Origin of the sequence: Marinilactibacillus psychrotolerans, assembly GCF_900101525.1 — a bacterium.
In the GTDB taxonomy this organism is placed as follows: domain Bacteria; phylum Bacillota; class Bacilli; order Lactobacillales; family Carnobacteriaceae_A; genus Marinilactibacillus; species Marinilactibacillus psychrotolerans.
In genome coordinates, this window is sequence record NZ_FMZD01000029.1 from 1 (window position 1) to 22,826 (window position 22,826).

The 22,826-nt window shown below is 35.8% G+C and carries 19 protein-coding genes and 1 riboswitch; of the genes, 12 read left to right on the forward strand and 7 right to left on the reverse strand.

Features of this window, described 5'->3' with window-relative positions; translation table 11 throughout:
* Positions 1-122 precede the first annotated feature (122 nt).
* A complete protein-coding gene (gene istA / locus BLT22_RS11360; protein WP_091761491.1) occupies positions 123-1,682 on the forward strand; it encodes an IS21 family transposase in 1,560 nt (519 codons plus the stop codon).
* Positions 1,679-2,425 carry an IS21-like element helper ATPase IstB gene (gene istB / locus BLT22_RS11365; RefSeq protein WP_256333880.1) on the forward strand — a complete coding sequence of 249 codons (747 nt, stop codon included), beginning with the start codon at positions 1,679-1,681 and terminating at the stop codon, positions 2,423-2,425. The genes istA and istB overlap by 4 nt, the downstream gene beginning before the upstream one ends.
* A gap of 48 nt (positions 2,426-2,473) precedes the next feature.
* Here the strand turns inward: istB and BLT22_RS11370 are convergent, their stop codons facing one another.
* The gene (locus BLT22_RS11370) at positions 2,474-2,713 is read right to left on the reverse strand and encodes a hypothetical protein (protein WP_091763379.1); all 240 of its coding nucleotides are present in this window, start codon (positions 2,711-2,713) and stop codon (positions 2,474-2,476) included.
* Between the two features lie 181 nt (positions 2,714-2,894).
* Here BLT22_RS11370 and BLT22_RS11375 point away from each other — a divergent pair, with 181 nt between their 5' ends.
* The 3 genes from BLT22_RS11375 to BLT22_RS11385 all read left to right on the forward strand — a co-directional run bounded on the left by BLT22_RS11375 (position 2,895) and on the right by BLT22_RS11385 (position 7,412).
* Positions 2,895-3,779 (forward strand): LysR family transcriptional regulator, encoded by an 885-nt coding sequence (locus BLT22_RS11375; RefSeq protein WP_091763381.1) that lies wholly within the window; start codon positions 2,895-2,897, stop codon positions 3,777-3,779.
* 127 nt (positions 3,780-3,906) lie between these two features.
* Positions 3,907-5,664, forward strand: coding sequence for an ABC transporter ATP-binding protein (locus BLT22_RS11380; RefSeq protein WP_091763383.1), 1,758 nt, complete (start codon positions 3,907-3,909; stop codon positions 5,662-5,664).
* Positions 5,661-7,412 (forward strand): ABC transporter ATP-binding protein, encoded by a 1,752-nt coding sequence (locus BLT22_RS11385; protein ID WP_091763385.1) that lies wholly within the window; start codon positions 5,661-5,663, stop codon positions 7,410-7,412. Before BLT22_RS11380 ends, BLT22_RS11385 begins: the two co-directional genes overlap by 4 nt.
* A 115-nt stretch (positions 7,413-7,527) precedes the next feature.
* Here BLT22_RS11385 and BLT22_RS11390 read toward each other — a convergent pair whose 3' ends face one another.
* Positions 7,528-8,247, reverse strand: a complete 720-nt coding sequence (locus BLT22_RS11390) for an MgtC/SapB family protein (protein WP_091763387.1) — start codon at positions 8,245-8,247, stop codon at positions 7,528-7,530.
* A 195-nt stretch (positions 8,248-8,442) separates the two neighbouring features.
* Between BLT22_RS11390 and rsxC the strand changes: the two genes are divergently transcribed.
* Positions 8,443-9,768 carry an electron transport complex subunit RsxC gene (gene rsxC / locus BLT22_RS11395; protein ID WP_091763409.1) on the forward strand — a complete coding sequence of 442 codons (1,326 nt, stop codon included), beginning with the start codon at positions 8,443-8,445 and terminating at the stop codon, positions 9,766-9,768.
* 6 nt (positions 9,769-9,774) lie between these two features.
* Entirely contained in the window at positions 9,775-10,791 is a 1,017-nt protein-coding gene (locus BLT22_RS11400; protein WP_087060061.1) for an RnfABCDGE type electron transport complex subunit D, read from the forward strand.
* A 63-nt stretch (positions 10,792-10,854) separates the two neighbouring features.
* Here the strand turns inward: BLT22_RS11400 and BLT22_RS11405 are convergent, their stop codons facing one another.
* Together BLT22_RS11405 and BLT22_RS11410 are read right to left on the reverse strand one after the other, a co-directional pair.
* Complete coding sequence (locus tag BLT22_RS11405) at positions 10,855-11,418, reverse strand: chromate transporter (RefSeq protein WP_091763388.1); 564 nt, start codon at positions 11,416-11,418, stop codon at positions 10,855-10,857.
* Complete coding sequence (locus BLT22_RS11410; RefSeq protein WP_091763390.1) at positions 11,418-11,999, reverse strand: chromate transporter; 582 nt, start codon at positions 11,997-11,999, stop codon at positions 11,418-11,420. Before BLT22_RS11410 ends, BLT22_RS11405 begins: the two co-directional genes overlap by 1 nt.
* A gap of 273 nt (positions 12,000-12,272) precedes the next feature.
* Here BLT22_RS11410 and gor point away from each other — a divergent pair, with 273 nt between their 5' ends.
* Both gor and BLT22_RS11420 read left to right on the forward strand, forming a co-directional pair.
* Entirely contained in the window at positions 12,273-13,643 is a 1,371-nt protein-coding gene (gene gor / locus BLT22_RS11415) for a glutathione-disulfide reductase (protein WP_091763392.1), read from the forward strand.
* 200 nt (positions 13,644-13,843) lie between these two features.
* Positions 13,844-13,941, forward strand: a riboswitch (purine riboswitch).
* A gap of 204 nt (positions 13,942-14,145) precedes the next feature.
* Positions 14,146-15,618, forward strand: coding sequence for an NCS2 family permease (locus tag BLT22_RS11420; RefSeq protein WP_091763394.1), 1,473 nt, complete (start codon positions 14,146-14,148; stop codon positions 15,616-15,618).
* An 88-nt stretch (positions 15,619-15,706) separates the two neighbouring features.
* On the opposite strand, the gene BLT22_RS11425 is transcribed toward BLT22_RS11420, so the two are convergent.
* Genes BLT22_RS11425 through BLT22_RS11435 form a run of 3 tightly spaced genes read right to left on the reverse strand, consistent with a single transcriptional unit; the run spans position 15,707 to position 18,515 of the window.
* Positions 15,707-16,927 carry an ABC transporter permease gene (locus BLT22_RS11425; protein WP_091763396.1) on the reverse strand — a complete coding sequence of 407 codons (1,221 nt, stop codon included), beginning with the start codon at positions 16,925-16,927 and terminating at the stop codon, positions 15,707-15,709.
* Positions 16,927-17,634, reverse strand: coding sequence for an ABC transporter ATP-binding protein (locus tag BLT22_RS11430; RefSeq protein ID WP_087060074.1), 708 nt, complete (start codon positions 17,632-17,634; stop codon positions 16,927-16,929). The genes BLT22_RS11425 and BLT22_RS11430 overlap by 1 nt, the downstream gene beginning before the upstream one ends.
* A gap of 14 nt (positions 17,635-17,648) precedes the next feature.
* On the reverse strand, positions 17,649-18,515 hold the full coding sequence (locus BLT22_RS11435; RefSeq protein WP_091763398.1) for a permuted SH3 domain-containing protein: 867 nt from the start codon (positions 18,513-18,515) through the stop codon (positions 17,649-17,651).
* Positions 18,516-18,773: 258 nt separating this feature from the next.
* Here BLT22_RS11435 and BLT22_RS11440 point away from each other — a divergent pair, with 258 nt between their 5' ends.
* The 3 genes from BLT22_RS11440 (at position 18,774) to BLT22_RS11455 (ending at position 22,742) form a co-directional block, all read left to right on the forward strand.
* A complete protein-coding gene (locus BLT22_RS11440; RefSeq protein ID WP_091763401.1) occupies positions 18,774-19,517 on the forward strand; it encodes a metallophosphoesterase family protein in 744 nt (247 codons plus the stop codon).
* Between the two features lie 9 nt (positions 19,518-19,526).
* A complete protein-coding gene (locus tag BLT22_RS11445; RefSeq protein ID WP_091763403.1) occupies positions 19,527-20,351 on the forward strand; it encodes a metallophosphoesterase in 825 nt (274 codons plus the stop codon).
* Between the two features lie 213 nt (positions 20,352-20,564).
* Positions 20,565-22,742: a Tex family protein gene (locus BLT22_RS11455; protein ID WP_091763407.1), complete on the forward strand. Its 2,178-nt coding sequence runs from the start codon at positions 20,565-20,567 to the stop codon at positions 22,740-22,742.
* Positions 22,743-22,826 lie beyond the last annotated feature (84 nt).

A 22,826-nucleotide genomic window follows, 5' to 3' on the forward strand; every position in this document is an offset into this window, starting at 1 on the left:
GTGTGACTGCTAAACTGTATTGTGCAGTTATTGCTAGAAAAGAATGTGCACTTTTACCCTAATACTTCGTTCCTTTTGATAAACTAGAACAGTTAGTTTATTGACTGGAAGGAGAAGAAAAGGTGGATTTTAAAAAAGTGAATAGAATTGCAAAGGTGCACCATTATAAAAAGAAAGGATTCTCAAACGCAAAGATAAGTCGAATGCTCGGCATTCATAGAAATACCGTTAGAAGTGATTTACATAAGAAGCCCAAAGAAGCAATATCTTGGGTTCAATCACTGACCACTCGGGAAAGAAAGCTTGACCCTTATAAAGAAACGATAGTTAATTGGCTTAGTGATGAGCCAGAATTGTCCGCAGCTCAAATTGAAGACTGGCTGAATGAACAATTCAACTACAAAGAAGCGGCTTCAAGTACCATTCGCTCTTATGTCAAAGAGTTAAGGGAAACCTACGGTATCTCAAAATCCTTTACTTATCGTCATTACGAAGCGGTACCTGAACTACCCGCTGGTAAACAAATTCAAGTAGATTTTGGTGAAATCATAGTACAACGTACATTAACCGATAAACGAGTAAAGTTGTATTGTATTGGGTTTGTTCTCTCCCATTCTCGATTCAAATACATTGAATGGCAGGAGAAGCCTTTCACCACCAGAGATGTCATCCGAACTCACGAGAACGCCTTCGATTATTTTGGTGGACGAACAGAAGAAATCGTATATGATCAAGATAAGCTAATGATTGTCAGTGAAAATCATGGAGATATCTTATTTACTAAGCAATTTCAGTCGTATGTATTGGAGAGACAATTTATCGTTCATGTCTGTCGTGCCGCTGATCCAGAATCAAAAGGAAAAGTCGAAGCTGTTATTAAATTTGTTAAATATAACTTTGCGAGAGGACGCCGATTTCGGACAATTAGGTCATGGCAAGAACAATGCGAAGCCTGGTTAGAACGAACGGGCAATTACAAAGTTCATGAGAAAACAAAAAAGAGACCGATAGACGTGTTCACTCTGGAAAAGCCACACCTCATCTCGATCTCTAAGAAACGCATTCTTTCGAATAATGAAAGTATAACAAAGACCATATTGAAAGACAATACGCTTCAATTTCAATCAAATTACTACTCGGTTCCTATAGGAACCTACCAATCAAGAAAAACAACGAAGGTCCGTATAACAACAAGCGACACCCATCTTTACGCGTACGATATGAAGAGCGATCGACTGATTGCCCAACATCCCTTAACAAAAGGAAAAGGCAAGCTAATCAAGGATTCTAATCATGGTCGCGAAAAAGATAAGAGACAAAAACTTGAGCTGCATATCTGTGAAGTACTCCGCAACTTTGAAGAAAAAGAGAAAGCAGCAGTCTTTATTGATCAACTAAAAGTTAAATATCCTAGACACATTAGGGATCAATTACGAGTCATAGAGTCCATCGTAGATAAAAACAGTGATGTGTTGGACCAAGCATTAACCGAATGTCTAGCATTGAAATTGTTCAGTGCCGTCGATTTAAGAGACGTGGCAATAGAGATAGCTCGTCGACATGTCCAGACAGATACTCACTCTGAAAAGAGTGACGAGTTATCCGAAAACTATCAAACAATTACCGCTAGAGAACGTTCTTTTGAGTCATACTTAGAGGTACTAGGAGGCGAACGACAATAGGAACAACAGAGGTACTTCAAGCACAATTCAAGCAATTCCGTATGACCGAAACAGCCCAGGCACTACCTTCGTTCCTTCGGGAAGCGGAACAACAGTCCTGGACGTATCAAGAGCTGCTTGTGGCATTATGTAATCATGAAGAACAGCGTCGAGAAGAAAAGACACGATTAAAGTATTTAAAATGGGCACAATTTCCTTTTGAAAAGTCCTTAGAGGACTTTGATCCTAAAGAATCAGTTTCACTCAGTAAACGACAGATTGATCAGCTTAAAGAATACGATTGGTTAGATCAAATGTTTAATCTCGTTCTCTTAGGTCCACCTGGTGTGGGGAAAACGCATATAGCGATTGGATTAGGATTGGAAGCTATTGAACGAGGCAAACAAGTCACTTTTATCTCGATGGGTGAGTTGATTTCACTGCTCAAAACCGAAGGTTATGTGCGAAAGTCGGCAATTCGCCTCAAACGTATGAGAGAAGCTGATTTAGTCATTATTGATGATATGATGTTTATGGCAATGGAAACAAACGAAGCTAATCTTTTTTTCCAACTCATTAGTGATTTATATGAAAAGAGTTCGATCATCTTAACATCTAATAAAGGCCCAGACAGTTGGGGAAAGATGCTTGGAGATCAAGGGATTGCGACAGCGATCCTTGATCGACTTCTTCATCGTTGTGAAGTGATTCATATGGATGGCGAAAGTCATCGAATGAAACATCGTGAAACAATTTTTGAATAAAAAGTGCACAAAGTCATCTGGCAAAAAGTGCACATTTGTGGTTGACAGTTACACCATGTCATCATCATTTACAGAAATCGCACCATTTGAATGCCATTCTCTACCGGTTGATACGGGATGTGAATACAAGAAAATCTGGTTAGGAAAAATATAAAAAACGATATTTTCTTCTTCGATTAAAATTTTTTGCACATCTTCTTTTGTACCATTTTTAACTTCATAGTCTGTTGTACCAAGCTTTGCGGTAACCTTATTCGTTAGTGGAAAAGGTGCTTTTGTCTCTACCATGATTATTCCTCCTATAAGTTTTAATTATTTAATTTTATCTCTAAGCTTATCTTATAGTCTATTTTAAGATTTGCAAACTATTCTGCTTCTAGAAGATAGAAGCAGGCTAAAATTAGATTAAAATGTATAATAGACAGTGTAGTATAATGAAATTTGTATAGTTATGAAAGGAGAGATTCATATGAATTTAAAACAATTAAAATATTTTTTGATGATCGTAGAAGAAGGACAGATTACAGCTGCTGCAAAGAAACTTCATATAGCGCAGCCTCCTTTAAGTTATCAGTTAAGAATGCTGGAAGAAGAATTAGGAGTTCAGTTGATGAAAAGAGGGTCAAGAAATATTACTTTAACTCCAGCAGGGAAATTACTTAAAGAAAGAGCAGAGCAAATTTTTTCATTGACCACTTCTACTACTAGAGAGTTGGAATTATACAAAAAGGGAAATGCTGGTACCTTAGCTATTGGGACAATTTCATCCTCAAGCACGATTATTCCTGATGCTTCTATAGCGAAATTTGCCGAGCTCTACCCAAATATACAATTTGATATTCATGAAGGAAACAGCTATGAGGTAATTGAAATGTTGGATAAAGGGATTATTGATGTTGGAATAGTTAGAACACCATTTAGGAAAAGTGGATTAACCGTGCGGTATGCAAAAACGGAACCTATTGTAGCTGTTTTTCCTATGGGAGAAGTTATTGGAAAAAATAAAGACATAATTAGTTTAAAGGAATTAGAAAGAGAGCCTTTGATAATATATAGAAGATTTAATGAGTTACTTCAATCGGTGTTTGAAACGGAGCAAATCGTACCAAATATTAGATGTAGAAATGATGATGCTCGAACAACATTAAACTGGACTAAAGCTGGGTTAGGTGTTGGGGTGGTACCATTGTCTGCATTATCATTCCATGATAGAAAAACACTTCAATATAAAGCGATTAATGCAAAAGAGTTAACTACTCAGATGGCAGTAGTATGGAAGACTGATCGGCAACATTCGGCTCTGACCCTTGACTTTATAGAAGCTTTTGCAGATTCGATTGAATCAATAAAATAATATAGAAGGCGCTTTACTATATCATTATATATATGTATATGAATGATATAAGTATTTGTTAGTAATGGAACCATACGCTAAACTTAGTGATAGAGTTAAAAGTAAGGTATGATAAGGGGTCGATCAATTGATAAGATTATTGAAATATGCTAAAAAAAATCAGATATATGCTTATATAGGAGCTGTTTCGAAATTGATAGAAGCAGTGTTCGAATTATTTTTACCCATTTTCTTAGCTAGGTTGATTGATCGAGGAATTAATCAAGGAGATACAAGATATGTTTTACAGATGGGTGGAATGATGTTGGGACTGTCCATTGCAGGATTTATTTTTGCAATGATTTGTCAATATTTCTCATCTATTGCTTCTCAAGGATATGGAACAGAGTTAAGAGAGGTTCTGACGAAAAAAATTAATACATTTTCGCATAAAGAATTAGATGAATTTGGTCCTTCAACATTGATCACAAGGGTGACCAATGATGTCAATCAAATGCAACTGGCTTTGGCCATGTTGATAAGATTAGTTATACGCGCTCCTTTTCTTAGTATCGGATCAATTATTATGGCATTCTATATTAGTCCGAAGCTATCTTTGATATTTGCAGTATTACTTCCTATTTTTGCACTAATGCTAGGATTGATTATGTGGATAACCATACCTCTATATAAAAAAGTTCAACAAAGACTAGATGATATGGCCCAGACGGTTAGTGAGAATATGACTGGAGTTAGAGTGATTAGAGCTTTCGCACGAAAACGACACGAATTAAATCGCTCTACAGAAAATAGTGAACAACTGTCAAAAGCAAATATTATTGTTAATAATATATCGGCTTTGATGACACCAAGTACAACTTTAGTAATGAATCTAGGAATTATGATTATACTTTATATTGGAGCTGTCCAAACCAATAATGGTGCGTTATTTCAGGGAGAGGTTTTAGCACTTATTAATTATATGAATCAAATGCTTTTAGCATTAATTGTTGTGGCTAATCTAGTGGTAATTTTTACGAAATCACAAGCATCAGCTTCTAGGATCAATGAAGTGCTGGATACTGCAGTCTCTATTGAAGATCTACCTGAATCTTCTATAACAGACCAGTTAACTGATACTCAGGGGACATCTGCTATAAATTTTAACCAGGTATCTTTCGATTACGGTAAAAAGGCTGCTAAAGCATTAAATATAATTAATTTTACTGTTCCAGTTGGAAATGTCATTGGAATTACAGGCCCTACTGGTAGTGGTAAGAGTACCTTGGTACAGCTTATTCCTCGATTTTATGATGTAACTGAAGGTAGCGTGACAGTCTTTAATCAAAATGTGAAAAATTATAGACTAAAAACATTACGAAATTTAATCGGTTATGTTCCACAAAAAAATACGCTTTTTAGGGGGACGATTGTAGAAAATTTAAGATGGGGCAAAGAAGAAGCTACTGACGAAGAACTATATGAAGCATTGAAGATAGCACAAATGGATAATTTTGTAAGAGAATTACCATTAGGACTCTATTCACCAGTTTCAGAAAACGGGAAAAATTTCTCTGGTGGTCAGCAGCAGAGATTGACGATTGCTAGAGCACTAGTATCTAAGCCTAAAGTGATTATTCTAGATGATTCGCTGAGTGCACTGGATTATGAGACAGATTATAAATTAAGACAGGCTTTGAAAAAAATAAAAAATGCCAGTATTATCATTGTTTCCCAAAGACTTAGCTCGATTCAAACAGCTGATCAGATTTTAGTGATGAATAATGGAATTATTGAGAACAGTGGGACTCATGAATATTTATTACAAGAATCAGAGACTTATCAGAAAATTTATAAGTCCCAAACTGAACCAGAATCAATTGTACTGAAGGAGGAAAAAGAATGAAAATAAAAACGATCCGACCTTCAGATTTTAATAGATTATTGAGTTATTTAAAACAATATAAATTGATTGTCATAGCAGCTTTGTTTTTTGCAATAATTACTGGGATAGGGACGGTTCTTTCGACGTATTTGATTGGTGTTGGGATTGATGCTTTAGTGGAAGCAGGAGCAGTAGATTTCAATGCCCTGACTAGGATACTTATCTGGCTAGGAATTGCTTATCTTATTACCCTGTTATCTCAATGGTTAGTGCGGGTGTTTGCAAATGAAGTTTCATTCAAGGTTGTTAGAGACTTGAGGATTGATACTTTCAAAAAGTTGAATCAGTTACCACTTAGTTTTTTTGATCAAACCGTACATGGTAATGTGGTCAGCCGTTTTACTAATGACTTAGAGAGTTTATCAGAAGCATTAGTATTGATACTCAGCAACTTATTTACAGGGATTATTATAATCTTATCTGCTTTAGGATTTATGCTTTATTTAAGTCCGGTGCTTACTCTAGTGGTATTATCAGTTACACCACTTTTTTTTCTTGTTGGCTGGCTGGTAACGAAACATTCGCAAAAATACTTTTCCCAGCAGCAAAATATTCTCGGGAATCTTTCTGGGTATGCTTCAGAGATGATTACTGGACAAAAAGTGGTTAAGGCATTTAATTATGAAAAAAAAATGGAAGAAAACTTTCAAGAAATGAATTTAACATTATATAATTGGGGTCAAAAAGCACAATTTGCCTCTTCGATTACGAATCCAGCTAGTCGATTTATTGATCATGTCGCTTACCTTATGATTGGTGTGATCGGCGGAGTGTTAGTCATCAATAATGTAGGAGCCGTTACAATTGGTACGATTTCAAGCTTTGTTATCTATTCTTCTCAATTTTCAAAACCATTTATAGAAATTTCTGGGATTATGACACAAGTTCAGACAGCGATTGCAGGTCTTAACCGAATTTATAAAATTATTGATACGCCGAATGAAGTACCCGATCTAACAAAAGCAATTGTAATGGAAAATCCAAATGGAAAAGTAGAATTCAAAGAGGTTTCTTTCACTTATGACCCCGATGTTGAGTTAATCAAAAATCTTTCAATAGATGTTAAAGCAGGAGAGACTGTTGCGATTGTTGGTCAAACTGGTGCCGGGAAATCTACATTGATTAATTTATTAATGAGATTTTATGAATTAGATAATGGGACTATAGAAATAGATGGTATAGAAAGTACAGCCTATACACGAGACAGCTTGAGGAAAAACTTTGGAATGGTTTTACAAGATACATGGTTATTCGATGGATCTGTAAAAGAAAATATTCGCTATGGAAAACCAAATGCTACAGAGGAAGAAATTGTTGCTGCTGCAAAGTCTGCTTATGCACACTCCTTTATTGAACGATTGCCGAAAGGTTATGATACAAAATTAGGGAATAAAGGCATATCACTTTCAACAGGACAACAGCAACTTCTAACAATTGCAAGAGTCATGCTAGCAGACCCTCCGATGCTAATTTTAGATGAAGCAACTAGTTCTGTGGATACACTAACAGAAGTGAGAATTCAAACAGCTTTTCTTAAAATGATGGAGGATAGGACGAGCTTTGTTATTGCTCATAGACTATCAACAATTAGAGAAGCTGATGTGATTTTAGTAATGGATAAGGGAGCTGTCGTAGAAGTTGGAAATCACGATACACTAATGCAGAAAAAAGGGTTTTATTATCGTTTACATGAATCTCAATTTAAATAGAGGGAAAAGTGGAACCATTAATTTTTGGTTTCACTTTTTTAAAGTATATTTATGGATTAAATGTAATATCTAGTTAGGTTTGAAGTAATGATTGGATAAGTGAAAAAATTAATGATTAATTCCAATTATCTAAAGAAGTTTTAATCGTTTTTATTTCTAAAATTGTATAATATTCTCCAATATCAGCAATGAAATCCATCATATTAAATTGTTCAGGTAAATTTAAAGAGTATGAGTCCTGGCATATAGATGTGCCGTCTTCTAAATAAGAAATTGAATGGTCTGTAGAAACGATTGTGACATGATACTTTTGAAAGCAAGATTCTAAATATTGAATGGTTTCATTACGGTTTTTGTATTTAACTTCGAATTGTTTTGAGCGATCAAAACGAAATAGGTTTTTGATAACCCTCAACACGAGCAGCATGATTAATGTTCCAGACAATGAAATAAAATAATAACCCATTCCTACTGCAATACCCAAACTTGCCACTGCCCATATAGAAGCAGCAGTAGTTAATCCAGTTACACTTCGCTTACTAACAATAATTGAACCTGCGCCTAAAAAACCTATCCCATTGATGATTTGGGCGGTTAATCTGGTAATATCTGTAGTAAGCACAGGCGGTAGATCTGCATTTTCTCTAGCAAAATTGATGACCCATTCGCTCGCTTCTAACTGTGTTAATGTAATAACAGCTGCCCCAAGACTAACTAGCGTGTGTGTACGGATACCTGCATCTCTTCCTTTTAACTCTCTCTCATAACCAATAATTCCGCCTACAAAAGCAGCAATAACTAATCTGATCAACATTTCCCAATAAGTTTCAACCATAGGATTATCACCTCATATATTATTAATATTTATAATACAAGAAATCTAAAGAAAAGTTTAATAAATTGCAATATTTTGCCTTTTGAATGTTATTACTTTTATATAGTTTTTATGTTGGGTATAATAAAAAAGAGTACATGAAATGATATTTGATAATAATATATAATTAAATTTAAAATAGAAAGGGCGGTTATGATGAGATTTTCTTTTATGAGAAAGCAGGGTGGGTCTCACCCTGAAGAAGAGAAAGAAAGAACAAGACAGTTGAAAATTGAAGAAGCTACTGTTCCGAAAGTGCTTATTTTTCCTGTCTCAATGCATATTGGAGCGCCCGCTAAACCTATAGTTGAAGTCGGAGATCAAGTGAAAGTTGGGCAGATGATCGCTGAAGCAGGAGGTTTTATCTCTGCTAATATTTATTCTTCTGTTTCTGGAGAAGTGATTGCAATTGAAAAAAGGCCCTCTGCCAGCGGGGATGTTGACTCGATTATTATAAAAAATGATTATGAGTACATTCAAGGTGAACCAATCGTTGAGCCAGGAAAGTCAAAAGAAATGTCGACTGATGATATTATAGAAACGGTTAGGAAAGCAGGAATAGTTGGTATGGGTGGAGCTACTTTTCCAACTGCCGTCAAACTAAGTCCTCCTCCTGGTATGACGATCGATACATTGATCATTAATGGAGCAGAATGCGAACCTTACTCAACTTCAGATAATCGGGTTATGATAGAGCACGCAGATGAGATTGTTGAAGGAATTCAAGTGATTCGAAAGCTGTTCCCTAAACTGAAGAAAGTATACATAGGGATCGAAGATAATAAGCCAGATGCTTTAAAATCAATGAGAAAAGCAACAGAAGGGATGCGCAACGTAGTTGTGCAACCATTGAAGACTATGTATCCGCAAGGATCTGAAAAAGGGTTGATACAGTCAATGACTGGTCGTGAAGTTCCACCAGGTGGATTGCCTGCTGAAGTTAGGTGTGTCGTTATGAACACTTCCACTATTCGTGCGTGCTACCAAGCATGTGAACTGGGCGAACCATTAATTGAAAGGATTGTCTCAGTTTCAGGAACCCCGATAACAGAACCTAAGAATCTGCGGGTAAGAATTGGTACACCTATGGATTCTCTTATTGAAGATTGTGGTGGATTTTCTGAAGTACCTGGAAAAGTACTTTCCGGAGGACCTATGATGGGGAAACCAGTCTCTGATTTAGGTGTGTCAATTATAAAAGGGACAACTGCTATCACAGTCTTGACACCTGAAGAGGCAAATGAAGGAGAAGAAAAAGATTGTATAATGTGTTCGGAATGTCTGAATGTTTGTCCAGTCAGCTTACAGCCTATTTTGATTAGTGATGCTTTCGATAGAGGAAATCTTGAAAAAGCAAAAGAACTTGGAGCAATGGATTGTATAGAATGTGGAAATTGTTCTTTTATATGCCCTTCAAAAATACCTCTGCTGGATAACATTCGTGCTGCTAAAGCGGCTATTAAAGAACAGGAAGCAGGGTGATAAATCATGGCCCAGACAATGGATATTAAAGGTAAATTGAGAGTTGGACCATCACCTCATATCAGATCTAAAAGAACTTCTGCTTGGCTTATGAGCCAAGTGCTCATTGCGCTTGTCCCTCCTTTGCTTGCTGCCATATTCTTCTTTGGGTTTCGGGTTCTGTTAATGGTGGGGGTCGGTATTGGTACAGCTGTGCTAAGTGAATACATTTATCAGAAATTCCGATATCAGGAAGTGAAAATCAATGATTTAAGTGCATGTGTTACTGGAATGTTGATTGGTCTTAGTTTACCAGTAACTGCTCCACTTTGGACTGTGATGATTGGTTCAATTTTTGCTATTATTGTCGTTAAACAGCTGAATGGAGGTATTGGTAAAAATTATTTTAATCCTGCAGTGGCTGCGAGAGTTATGTTGAAAGCTTTCTTCTCACCTTGGATTACCAATTGGGTATTACCTAGTGCCTGGGGAATAGATGTAATATCTGGTGCTACTCCGCTTGAATTTATTGGAGATGGCGCTCAAACAGTTTCAGAGCAGGTACCTAAATTATGGGATTTATTTTTAGGAATTAATCTAGGGGGAAATGTTGGAGAAACATCTAAATTAGCTATATTAATGGGTATGCTGTATTTGATTTTTAGAAGAGTGATTCATCCTAAAATTCCCATTTTATATATTCTAACTACCGTACTGATTATGGGCTTTTGGAGCGGATTTGATTTTACGTTTATGATGACTCATGCATTAACAGGAACTTTATTTTTTGCGGCTACTTATATGGCAACTGACTATAGTTCGGGATCATTAACACCTGCTGGAAAAACGGTTTTTGCTATTGGATGCGGAATCTTAACAGCCTTCTTCAGAATTGTCTTTGATTACCCTGGCGGAGTAGGATTTGCTATATTAATTATGAATGCATGCGCTCCGTTTATTGATGGCAAATTAATGCCGAGGATTTATGGACACAAAAGTCGTCCAAAAACAAAATATGATCGTCAAGGCGAATTAAATAGATAATTTATTTAAAAAAGTATTTTACTCTTATCATTTGATAAGAGTAAAATACTTTTTTAGCATATGCTAAACGAAAGCATAAACGATAATCCCTGAAACTCCTGAAAGAACCATAATTTGAATGGGACTTAGTTTGTATTTACGCATTAAGAAAATGCTTACTATAAATAAAACGACTGAGACTATTTTAAGCTGATTTAATTGGAAAGGAAAAGCACTATGCCCAAACATGGCGGTTAGGAAAATCGTTAATCCTGCTGAAGCAATTAAAGCAACAACTGCTGGACGCAAACCTTGAATAATGCCTTGGACCATTTTGATATTTTGATATTTAAAATAAAAATAAGCTAATAGAAGGACAATAATAACTGAAGGCATAGTAACCCCAACTGTTGCAACGACTCCACCTAGTAGGCCTGCAATTTGGTTCCCGGTGAATGTCGCGGCATTAATTGCAATGGGTCCGGGCGTCATTTCTGATAATGTCAAGATATCAATAAACTGTTGATTGGTTATCCAACCATTTACATCAATTGTCTGTTGCTCTATTAATGGTAGTGCAGCGTATCCACCACCAAAGCTAAATAATCCAATTTGAAAAAAACTAAGGAACAATTTAATATAAATCATTAATTTTCATCCTCCTTAGTTGATGTTTTTTTTAGGGTTATATAAGTAGTCATTGCACCAATAATTCCTGATATTGAGAGTAGCCATAAAATATTTACTTGTAGTATGATCCCTGCAATCAGTGCCAAGATCATTACGATTATTGGAATAATTTTTTTTTGTTTAATAATACGAGAAGCCATATTATAAAGAACATTTACAATAATTGCCGCCACCCCAGCTTGCATCCCTAAAAGCATATTATTTACAATAGGATTAGTGCTTACAGCCCTATAGACGTATGCGAGTAGTGACATAATGATTAAAGGTGGTATGATCGTACCTAAAACAGTAACCAATGCTCCTAGTATGCCAGCCATTCTATATCCAACTAGAATAGAAGTGTTGACAGCAATTGGTCCAGGTGAAGATTGTCCCAATGCTATTAAGTCGAGCATTTCATCTTCAGTAATCCATTTGAGTTCGTTGACGAACTTTTTTTCCATTAGTGGAACAATGACGTAGCCCCCGCCAAAAGTGAACATACTCAAAAAAAATGTCGATTTAAAAAGCGTTTTATAGAGAGAAGCATTGTTTTTCATATTCAAGTCCTTTCTAAATCATACTAAGATTATCTATCAGTATAACCGAAACATAAAAATCTTTCAAAGTGAACCTGTAACATAGAACGTATTATTTTTTTGGATAAATTCAAGCAAATTTCAAGATGATTTATAATTGAGAAAGTATAATAAAGAATGAAAAGCTTAATGCTGTGATTAATTAATGTTTTCAGACAGTTTAGAATAATTAATGCTTTTCATGTACAATTAGTAAGAATATAAAAACTAAGAGATTTAAAGGATGAGAGAAAAATGAAAAACACTAAATCAGAGAACCATTACGACTATCTTGTTATCGGAGGTGGAAGCGGTGGAATTGCTTCGGCTAACAGAGCAGGTATGCATGGTGCTAAAGTTGCTTTGATTGAAGCGAATTATCTAGGTGGAACTTGTGTAAATGTTGGGTGTGTGCCTAAAAAAGTAATGTGGTATGTTTCAGAAATGATGGAAGAGATTGGATTATATGCTGAAGATTATGGAATAGAAACAGGACAGTCTCTGAAACTAAATTTTAAGCGCATGGTCAAAAACAGACAGGATTATATTTCATACTTACACACTGCTTACAAAAAAGGCCTGGATAGTAATGGAGTCGAATTAATTAGAGGATATGCTAAATTTGTAGGTAAGAATGAAGTGGAAGTTGACGGTGAAGTTTATTCTGCCGAACATATATTACTTGCAACAGGTGGGCAACCTAAGCGTCCTAATATACCAGGCAGCGAATATGGTATTGATTCAGATGGTGTGTTTGAATTAACAGAGTTACCTAAACGAATTGCAATAGTGGGTGGAGGGTACATTGGAGTTGAGATGAGTGGTATTTTCCATTCTTTTAATTCAAATACTCATCAGTTTATTCGGAAACCAAAACCATTGTATGGTTTTGATTCGATTATCTGTCAAGGATTTATGGAACTAGCAGAAAATGAAGGAAAACAGGTTCATACGAACAAATCAGTTACAGAAGTGAAAAAAAATGAAGATCATTCTTTTACGATGTTTTTTGAAGATGGAACTATTCATGAAACGGATTTGATTCTATGGGCTACTGGACGCAACCCAAATACAAGTAACTTAAATATTGAAGCAACAGATGTAAATGTATACCCAGATGGCTACGTTGAGGTTGACCAGTATCAGAACACGACTGCTGCTAATATCTATGCAGTGGGGGATGTTACAGGTAGAGTTGAACTAACACCAGTAGCTATAGCAGCAGGAAGAAGGCTTTCGGAGCGGTTGTTCAATGGAAAAAAAGACTTATATCTTGACTATACAAATATTCCTTCTGTATTTTTCACTCATCCAACAATCGGAACTGTTGGGATGACAGAAGAACAAGCAATTGATGAATATGGTAAAGGGAAAGTAAAAGTCTATCAATCTGTTTTCACTTCTATGCACAGCTCTATTACTAGAAATAAACAAAAAACGTATATGAAATTAGTCTGTGTTGGGGAAGAAGAGAAGGTAGTAGGATTGCACGGAATCGGACGAGGAATGGATGAGATGCTGCAAGGATTTGCAGTCGCAATTAAAATGGGGGCAACGAAAGCTGATTTTGATGATACTGTAGCAATACATCCAACGGCAGCTGAAGAATTCGTCACGATGAGATAAATACTTGAAAAGAGGAGCAGTCTTATAGCTCCTCTTTTTTTATGTAAGTGATTTCATAGTTAAGGTTTCAAAAGAAAAATGAGTATAAAAAAGCTAAGAATAAGTTATAATCCTAAAAATACGAACGATATCAATATATTATATCTTAATGTTCTATTATTAGGTTGCTTTTTTGTATTCCACATATTATAATTGAGGCTGAATCTATAAATGATACGTCTAATATAGTTTAGCGATATGGGCTAACGTTTCTACCAATCACCTTAAAAGATTGACTATTGGACCTGGAAAGAATGCTGTAATAGCAGTTTTTTTGGTTCGGGGGCTTTTTAAGGATGAGCATACTCATCCTTTTTTATATGCGCTAAAATTAGTCATAGATGAAAAGTCAACTTTTAGTGAAGGGATAATTGCTAGCTTTATAAAAGCTAAAACATAGGGATGTATTGACTTATTTCTTCAATTTTATTAAAGAAAAAATATTTGAAAGAGGGTTTAGTCATTGTTTGAAAAATACTTTCAATTGAAAGAAAATAATACCAATATCGGAACGGAGATTGCAGCTGGAGTAACAACGTTTTTTGCAATGTCTTACATTGTTTTTGTGAATCCACAAATCTTATCTTTAACAGGCATGCCTTCTCAGGCAGTATTCTTGGCTACAATTATATCATCAGCTGTTGGTACATTAATTATGGGGATTTATGCAAAAGTCCCTTATGCACAAGCGCCAGGAATGGGACTAAATGCATTTTTCACTTATACGGTAGTTTTCGCTTTAGGATTTTCTTGGCAGGAAGCGCTAATGATGGTTTTCATTTGTGGGATTGTAAATATTATTATTACGATGACAAGTATCCGAAAAATGATCATTCATTCCATTCCCGAAACATTACAACACGCAATTGGTGGAGGGATAGGGGTATTTATCGTCTATATTGGATTGAAGAATGCGAATTTTCTGGAGTTCACTTCTGAAGCTAAAGATATTATGGTAGTTAACAATGATTCATTCGATGCAGTTAATGAAACTTATCAAGGTGGATTAAGTACGGTCGTAACGGGCGGGGGTATCATACCCGATTTAACATCTTTTACAAGTCCAGCAGTGCTTTTAGCATTATTTGGTTTGATTATAACAGTTATTTTGCTAGTGGCTAATGTAAAAGGTGCAATTTTGATTGGTATTATTGCAACTACTCTAGTTGGCATTCCTATGGGTGTTACAGACCTATCTGGTTTGACTAATCCAGCAAACTCAATTGGAGCGGCATTTTCTGATCTTGGTACTACCTTTGGAGCAGCTTTTAGTTCCGAAGGCTTAGGTTCTTTACTAGCAGATCCTTCACGATATGCATTAGTATTTATTACAGTATTCGCTTTTACATTAACTGATATTTTCGACACAATCGGAACCTTTATTGGAACAGGGCGTAAAACAGGTATTTTTACTCTTGATGATGAGAAAGCGATGGATGAAGGCAAAGGAATCAATACTAAAATGGAAAAAGCATTATTTGCTGATGCTATTGCAACGACGGCAGGAGCAGTTTTTGGTACTTCCAATGTAACAACATTTGTGGAAAGTACAGCTGGAATTGGGGCAGGTGGACGTACTGGTTTAACTAGTGTAACTACAGGGATTTTATTTTTACTAGCGGCAATCTTTTCTCCTGTAATTGCTGTTGTTCCGGGAGCCGCTACAGCTCCAGCGTTGATTGTGGTAGGGATTATGATGATGTCTGCTTTCGGTGAAATTAATTGGAATGACCTTGAAGAAGCTGTTCCTGCATTTTTTGCTTCTATTTTCATGGCATTTGCTTATAGCATTTCCTACGGGATTGCAGCTGGATTTGTATTTTATATTATTACAAAGGTTGTAAGACGTAAAGCTAAACTAATTCATCCTGTTATATGGGTTACTGCTGGCCTTTTTGTTATAAACTTTATTGTAATGGCAATGCTTCACGTTTAAATTAAGTCATATAAAAAATGCTTATTCTCAATTGATCCATTAATATGGATAAGATGAGAGTAAGCATTTTTTTAATATAATTTAAAACTCATTCGTATCTTAATGCTTCGATAGGATCCAATTTTGCCGCTTTTCTAGCTGGATAAATCCCGAAGAAAACACCCACAGCAGTGGAGAATAAGAGAACTAAAATAACACTGCTTAATGTAATATCTGGAACAATATCGAGTGCTCCGGCGATAACATTTGCTAGCAAAATCCCTAATGTTAATCCTATTACTCCACCTATTAGACTTAAAATAACAGATTCCATCAGAAATTGAGCAAGTATCGTGTTCGTAGTGGCTCCTAATGCTTTCCTTGTACCAATTTCTCTTGTACGTTCTGTTACAGAGACAAGCATGATATTCATTACACCAATACCGCCCACGAGTAAAGCAATCCCTGCGACGGCCGCAATAAAGTTTATGAATAATCCCAACACATTATTTACTTGATCTAATGCTTGCAGGAAGTTTGTTGCTGTATAGATATTATCACCAACAGCATTATTTCTGAGTTCAAGTAAGCGTACAATTTTATCTGATACCGGTTCGATCTGATCTGTCTCTTCAACTTCAACGGTAGCAGAATTCATTCCTGATAATTGTGGTATCGCACTACCCATCGTGGAATTTGGTAATGCAAGAAAAACAGGTAACTCACTTGTATCAAAGGCTCCTTGCATATCTCCAAATCTACCTTCAACAATTCCGACTACCCTTAAATTTAAAGAAGTTTGGGCAACAGTTACTTTAACACTCTCACCTACAACATCTGTGCGTTCGAATAATGCTTCTGCTGTATCTTCGTCTATCACCACAACATTTGCTGATTCATCAAAATCATTCTGATTAAAATAACGACCTTCTATTAATGAAGAGCTCATTGCTTGGCTGACATATTGCAAGTCTGGCGTACCATAGGAGATAACAGCTTGTCTGGAATTGTCGCCTGAACTGACTGTTCCTTGAGTTTGTTCATCTGGGGAAATATACCGAACTTCATCGATAGATTCCTTTAATACATTCAAGTCTTCGTTTGTTAACACATCAGCTGTTTGTTCAGAATCATCTGCACTCAAGCTGATGGTAGTGGCACCTAGATCACTAAAAGTTCCTGTTATTTCACTAGCAGCGCCATTCCCAACAGATAAAATAGCAATGACAGAAGAGATCCCTATAATAATTCCAAGCATAGTTAAAAATGAACGCATCTTATTTGCAAAGATACTGTCTAAAGCCATTTTTAAATTTTCTTTAAAAAACATTAGCGCACCTCCGCTTTAGATAAACGTTTTGGTACCAGATATTCATCTTTTTGCAGAGCGCCATCTCGAAAATGAATCGTTCTTTTTGTATATTCTGCCATTTCTGGCTCATGAGTAACCATAACGATGGTTGTTCCTTCGTCATTCAGATCTTGGAAAATTCGCATGATATCTTCTGTAGTTTTAGAATCAAGATTACCAGTGGGTTCATCTGCCATTAGAACGGAAGGACGATTAACGATTGCTCTAGCTATAGCTACACGCTGTTTTTGACCACCAGAGATTTCATTTGTCAAATGATTCAGTCGGTCGCTTAATCCAACTTTTTCTAAGGCATCAATAGCGCGCTCTTTGCGTTCTTTTCTTGGGACTTTCCCGTAAACAAGGGGCAGCATCACATTTTCTAAAACATTCATCCGTGACATAAGATTAAATGACTGAAACACAAATCCAATTTCTTTATTTCTGATATGAGCTCGTTCTGTATCTGAGATACTTGATACATCGGTTCCGTTAAGAAAATACTGTCCATTGTCAAATCGGTCAAGCAAGCCAAGAATATTCATTAAAGTTGATTTCCCGGATCCGCTAGGCCCCATGATAGAGGTGAACTCTCCTTCTTGAATGGATAAAGAAACTTTGTTTAAAGCTGTAAGGGTTTCGCCACCCATTCGATATATTTTTTCTATATCTGTAATTTCAATCACGAGAACACCTCCTTTTAGTCTTCTACTTCTACTTGAGTATCATTTGAAATTTCATCACTTGGTGAAAGTATGACTTGATCACCTTTGTCTAGCCCACTAGTGATTTCAATATTTGTGTTGGATTGAATACCAGTTTCAATATCTACTTTGTTCGCTATTCCGCTGTCATCAATAGTAAATACATAAGGCAGATTATCTTCATCATAATTTAAAGCTTCAATAGGAATGACTAATGTCTGATCAGCTGAAGCAACGGTAATATCTGCATCAATCTCAAACCCAGCAATAAGACCTTCTGGTTTGGAATTAAAAGTAATGACTGCTCCAAGTGAACTTGAAGAACCAGTCTGTGTCTGTTGCTGCGTTGCGACTGGATCAATAGTTGAAATAGTTCCGTCATATTCTTTGTCATTGTAAGTCAGCTTAACCGGTTGATCAACTTTGACTTCAGTAGCGTCAGAACGAGAAAGATTTACCTCTACTTCTAAATTATTTAAGTTAGATAAAGTAATGGATGACTGACCTTGCTGAGCATTAGTATCAGGTTCATCTTCTGTTATATTTACTTCTGTAATTGTACCGTTAAAGTTAGCTGTATATTCCGTACCATCGATATAAGTAACTATCGAATCTCCTTCATTAACCGAATCTCCCACTGAAACATTTAATTCAGAAACAATTCCTTGTCCTGATATTTCTTGAGTTTCAGAAGGCACAATGGTTCCGTTAGATGCAACAATTTCTGTTACAGTATCTTCAGAAACAGTTGCGGTTCTAGCAGTCGGTAATTGTTCGGTTTGAGAACTATTCCAGACACTGTATCCAATAAAAATTAAGATTGCCAAAACAATGACAATACCTGTCCATTTCTTCCAATTCATTTGTTTTGCTTCCTTCCTGTGTATTGATTCAATTTTATTTACACTTTCAGTATACCTTTAGAAATACTGGAATACTATGAAGAAAGCTTGAAATTCATCTGAGTAAGAGTGTTTTTCAGAAAATGTCATTTTGTATTTCATAAGGAAAGCTAAATCGGTAACTAAAAAAGTCTGTTTCAGATATTTTAAGACAAGAATCAATGTATGTTAAAATATTAAATACAGAACAACTGTTGACTAGGAAATGGGGGAAATATAATGAAAAATAAAATGTTTGTAATAGGAGATATACATGGCCAAATTACTATGTTTAAAAAGCTGCTTGAATATTGGAATTCAGAAGAAGAACAGTTATTAATGATAGGAGATCTTGGAGATCGAGGGGAAGATCCAAGTGCGTGCTTTGAGTTAGCAAAAGACCTGATGGAAAAGCATAATGCAATTTGTCTTAGGGGAAATCATGAAGAGATGCTGCTTGACTTTATAAAGGATCCTAAAAATAATGCAGCACTTTACGAAATGAATGGCGGAATGGTAACGATAGACTCATTTTTAAAAACTGATCATACTATTTATGATGCTTATGAGCTATCTGCTGCTTTACAAAGCAGGGTACCTTGGCTCAAACAGTTTATTGAAACCTTACCTATAAAGTACGAATGGGGAAATGTTCTGTTTGTACATGCGGGAGTGAATCTTACCATCGATAATTGGAAGAATACAAGCGATAATGACTTTGTCTGGATAAGAGAAGGTTTTTACGACCAACCAAATAAGACAGGAAAAACGATTGTATTCGGACATACAGTTACAGCTATGCTTCATGAGGATCACTCTAATACTTCAATCTGGACAACAGAAGATGGTAAAATCGGCATTGACGGAGGAGCAGTATATGGGGGGGCTCTTCACGGCATTGTACTAGACCAAGAAGGAATCGTTAAACAATACAGTGTAGATAATACAGGGTATGCATTCAACGACCTTCTACGGAAGGAATAAAACTAAATAATGAAAATAGGAATGATATCTGACTTGCATATAGATATTAATGAAAAAGCGTTGAATGAAGGAGAGACAGTTGATTTTTTGCTTGCTCAATTTATTGAAGAGAAGCAGATAGAAATTTTGCTGATTGCTGGAGATATTTCGAATCATTACTTGGAAAGTCAGGAATTTATAGAAAAAATTAAAAAAAGATCGGGTATAAGTATTTATTTTGTACCGGGAAATCATGATTACTGGGCAAAAAAACATAATGTTAAAGATACAAATAAAGTGGATGCATTTTTTCAGTCAAAAGCAGAATCGCTAGTAGGGCACCCTGTTCACTTGAATCAAGAATGGGCAATTGTTGGAACACCTGGATGGTATGATTATGGATATGGAAATCAAGAAAAATATTCCTTAGAACAATTTAACAAAAAAAAATATAAATTTGCTTCTTGGAATGATCGACATTATGTAGATTGGGGTAAAGGTGATCAGAATGTCAGTATGCAGATGTTAAATCAGCTGAGAAAGGATATTATTTCAGTAGGAAATAAAAAAATAATCTTAATGACACATGTAGCTACTCATCATGAATTTGTTGTTCCTTTACCACATAGAATATATGATTTTGCGAATGCCTTCCTAGGAGCGAAGTCATACGAAAGTTTATATAAAGAATTTCCTGATATTAAATATAGCTTAATGGGACATGTGCATTTCAGGAAAGTCTTTCGAGAAGCGGATACAACCTATATTTCGGCATGTTTAGGAAATAAAAGACACTGGAGCGTAAAAGATGTGAAAATACAGTTAGAAAAAACACTTGTAGTCATAGATATTTAGAACCTTTTGAAAAAAAGACAATTAAATCGTTTGAAAAGAAGCTTATATCATGGAAATGATGAATCTCCAAGGATTAGAGATTTATTCTAATTATAGAGGTTTTATAGAATGGATAGTGCGGTTAAATCTTTTTCTAAACAACCCAAACAATCACTCAATCAAAATTTATGATAAAATAGAAGAGTTGAATACAATTATTGGAGATGAAAAAGTTTGGCAGAAATTGAAAGTAAACAAATTTTAGAATTGTTGACAAAAGAATTAACTAATTACTCAAAGAAACAGATCACGTCAGTATTGGATCTTTTAAATGACGGAAATACAGTGCCTTTTATTGCTCGTTACCGTAAAGAAGTTACCGGGACGTTGGACGAAGTTCAGATCCGTGAAATAGAAGAACGAAATGCTTATTTACAAAATCTTGAAAAACGAAAAGCAGATGTATTGGCTTCGATCGAAGAACAAGGGAAATTAACTCCTGAACTTGATAAAGAAATACGTCAAGCGGTACAAATGCAACGCGTTGAAGATCTATATAGACCTTATAAACAGAAACGTCGTACAAAAGCCACGATTGCTAAAGAACAAGGTCTAGAACCTTTTGCAGAATGGATCCTTGCTTTCCCAGAAACAGAAGTAAAAATAGAAGCTGAGAAGTATCTCGATGAAGATAAGGACCTTGAGACTATTGAGTCCGTTATTAATGGCGCTCATGAAATTATTGCAGAATATATTTCTGATAATCCGAAATATCGAGAATGGATTCGTAATTATACAAGTAAAAATGGAATGATTTTTGTTAAAGAAAAAGATAGTGCAGCGGATGAAAAATCGGTCTTTGAGATGTACTATGATTACTCAGAGTCTATCAAATCTCTTGTGTCTCATCGTATATTAGCCATGAACCGTGGAGAAAAAGAAGGGATTCTATCTGTTACTATTGATATAGATGAAGAGCGAATCCATCATTACATGTATAAACAAGAAATTTCAGTTAATGATATGACGCCAGCAGTCAAGTTAATTCAAGAAGCAATTAATGATGCTTATAAGCGATTTATTGGTCCCTCTATTGAAAGAGAAATTCGTAATGAATTAACTGAAAAAGCAGAAGAACAGGCCATCCAAGTATTTGGAGAGAATCTTCGTAACTTGTTACTGCAAGCACCGCTAAAAGATCAGACAATTTTAGGGTTAGACCCGGCTTATCGGACAGGTTGTAAAATAGCTGTTATTGATGCAACAGGAAAAGTTCTTTCAATTGATGTAATTTATCCGCATAAACCGGCTTCTCAACAAAAAAGAAATGAAGCTGCTAAACGCTTTAAAGAATTAGTTGAGGAATTTGATGTTGATACAATTGCTATTGGTAATGGAACAGCCAGCAGAGAATCCGAAACTTTTGTGGCAGAAAATCTGAAAGAAGTTTCAAAAGCAGTAGCTTTTGTTATCGTAAATGAAGCAGGGGCTTCTGTTTACTCAGCAAGTGAAGAAGCAAGAAGAGAATTTCCAGATCTTCAAGTTGAAGAACGTAGTGCAGTGAGTATTGCACGCCGCTTACAGGATCCGTTAGCAGAATTAGTGAAAATAGATCCTAAATCAATCGGAATCGGTCAATATCAACACGATGTTTCTCAAAAACGTTTAACGGAGCAGTTAGATTTTGTTATAGAAACAGTCGTTAACCAAGTTGGGGTTAATGTTAATACGGCAAGTGCTGCTTTATTAAAACATATTGCAGGATTAACAAAGACAACGGCTGAAAACGTCGTGAACTATAGAGAAGAAAATGGGAAGTTTACAAGTCGTGCCCAATTGAAAAAGGTTAAACGATTGGGACCAAAAGCCTTTGAACAAGCAGTTGGATTTTTACGTATACCAGATGGAAAAGAACCATTTGATAATACTGGCATTCATCCAGAAACGTATAAAGAAGCTAAACTGATTTTAGAAATGGCAGGTGTCAACAAGTCAGAGATTGGCTCTGAAGAATTAGATATGCGATTCAAATTAATAAATGAAGAAAATGTTTTGAAAGAAACTGGACTGGGAATTGAAACCTATAAAGATATTGTAAAAGCATTAGTTGCTCCTGGGCGAGACATGCGTGACGATATGCCGGCTCCGCTTTTGCGTACAGATGTCTTGACAATGGAAGATTTAAAAGAAGGAATGGAACTTGAAGGAACCGTTCGTAATGTAGTCGATTTTGGAGCTTTTGTTGATATTGGCGTTAAGCAAGATGGACTTGTCCACATTTCGAAATTAAGTAATAAATATATCAAACATCCAAGCGCAGTCGTAGCTGTTGGAGATATTGTCAAAGTTTGGATTGATTCTGTGGATCTAAAAAAAGGACGCATTGCTTTAACAATGTTAGAGAATAAATAAATCATGAGACGAGATGTATTTTACATCTCGCTCTTTTGCTATGACCGTTCGAAGCAAAGCGAGTTACGGGCATAGTACTAGGCG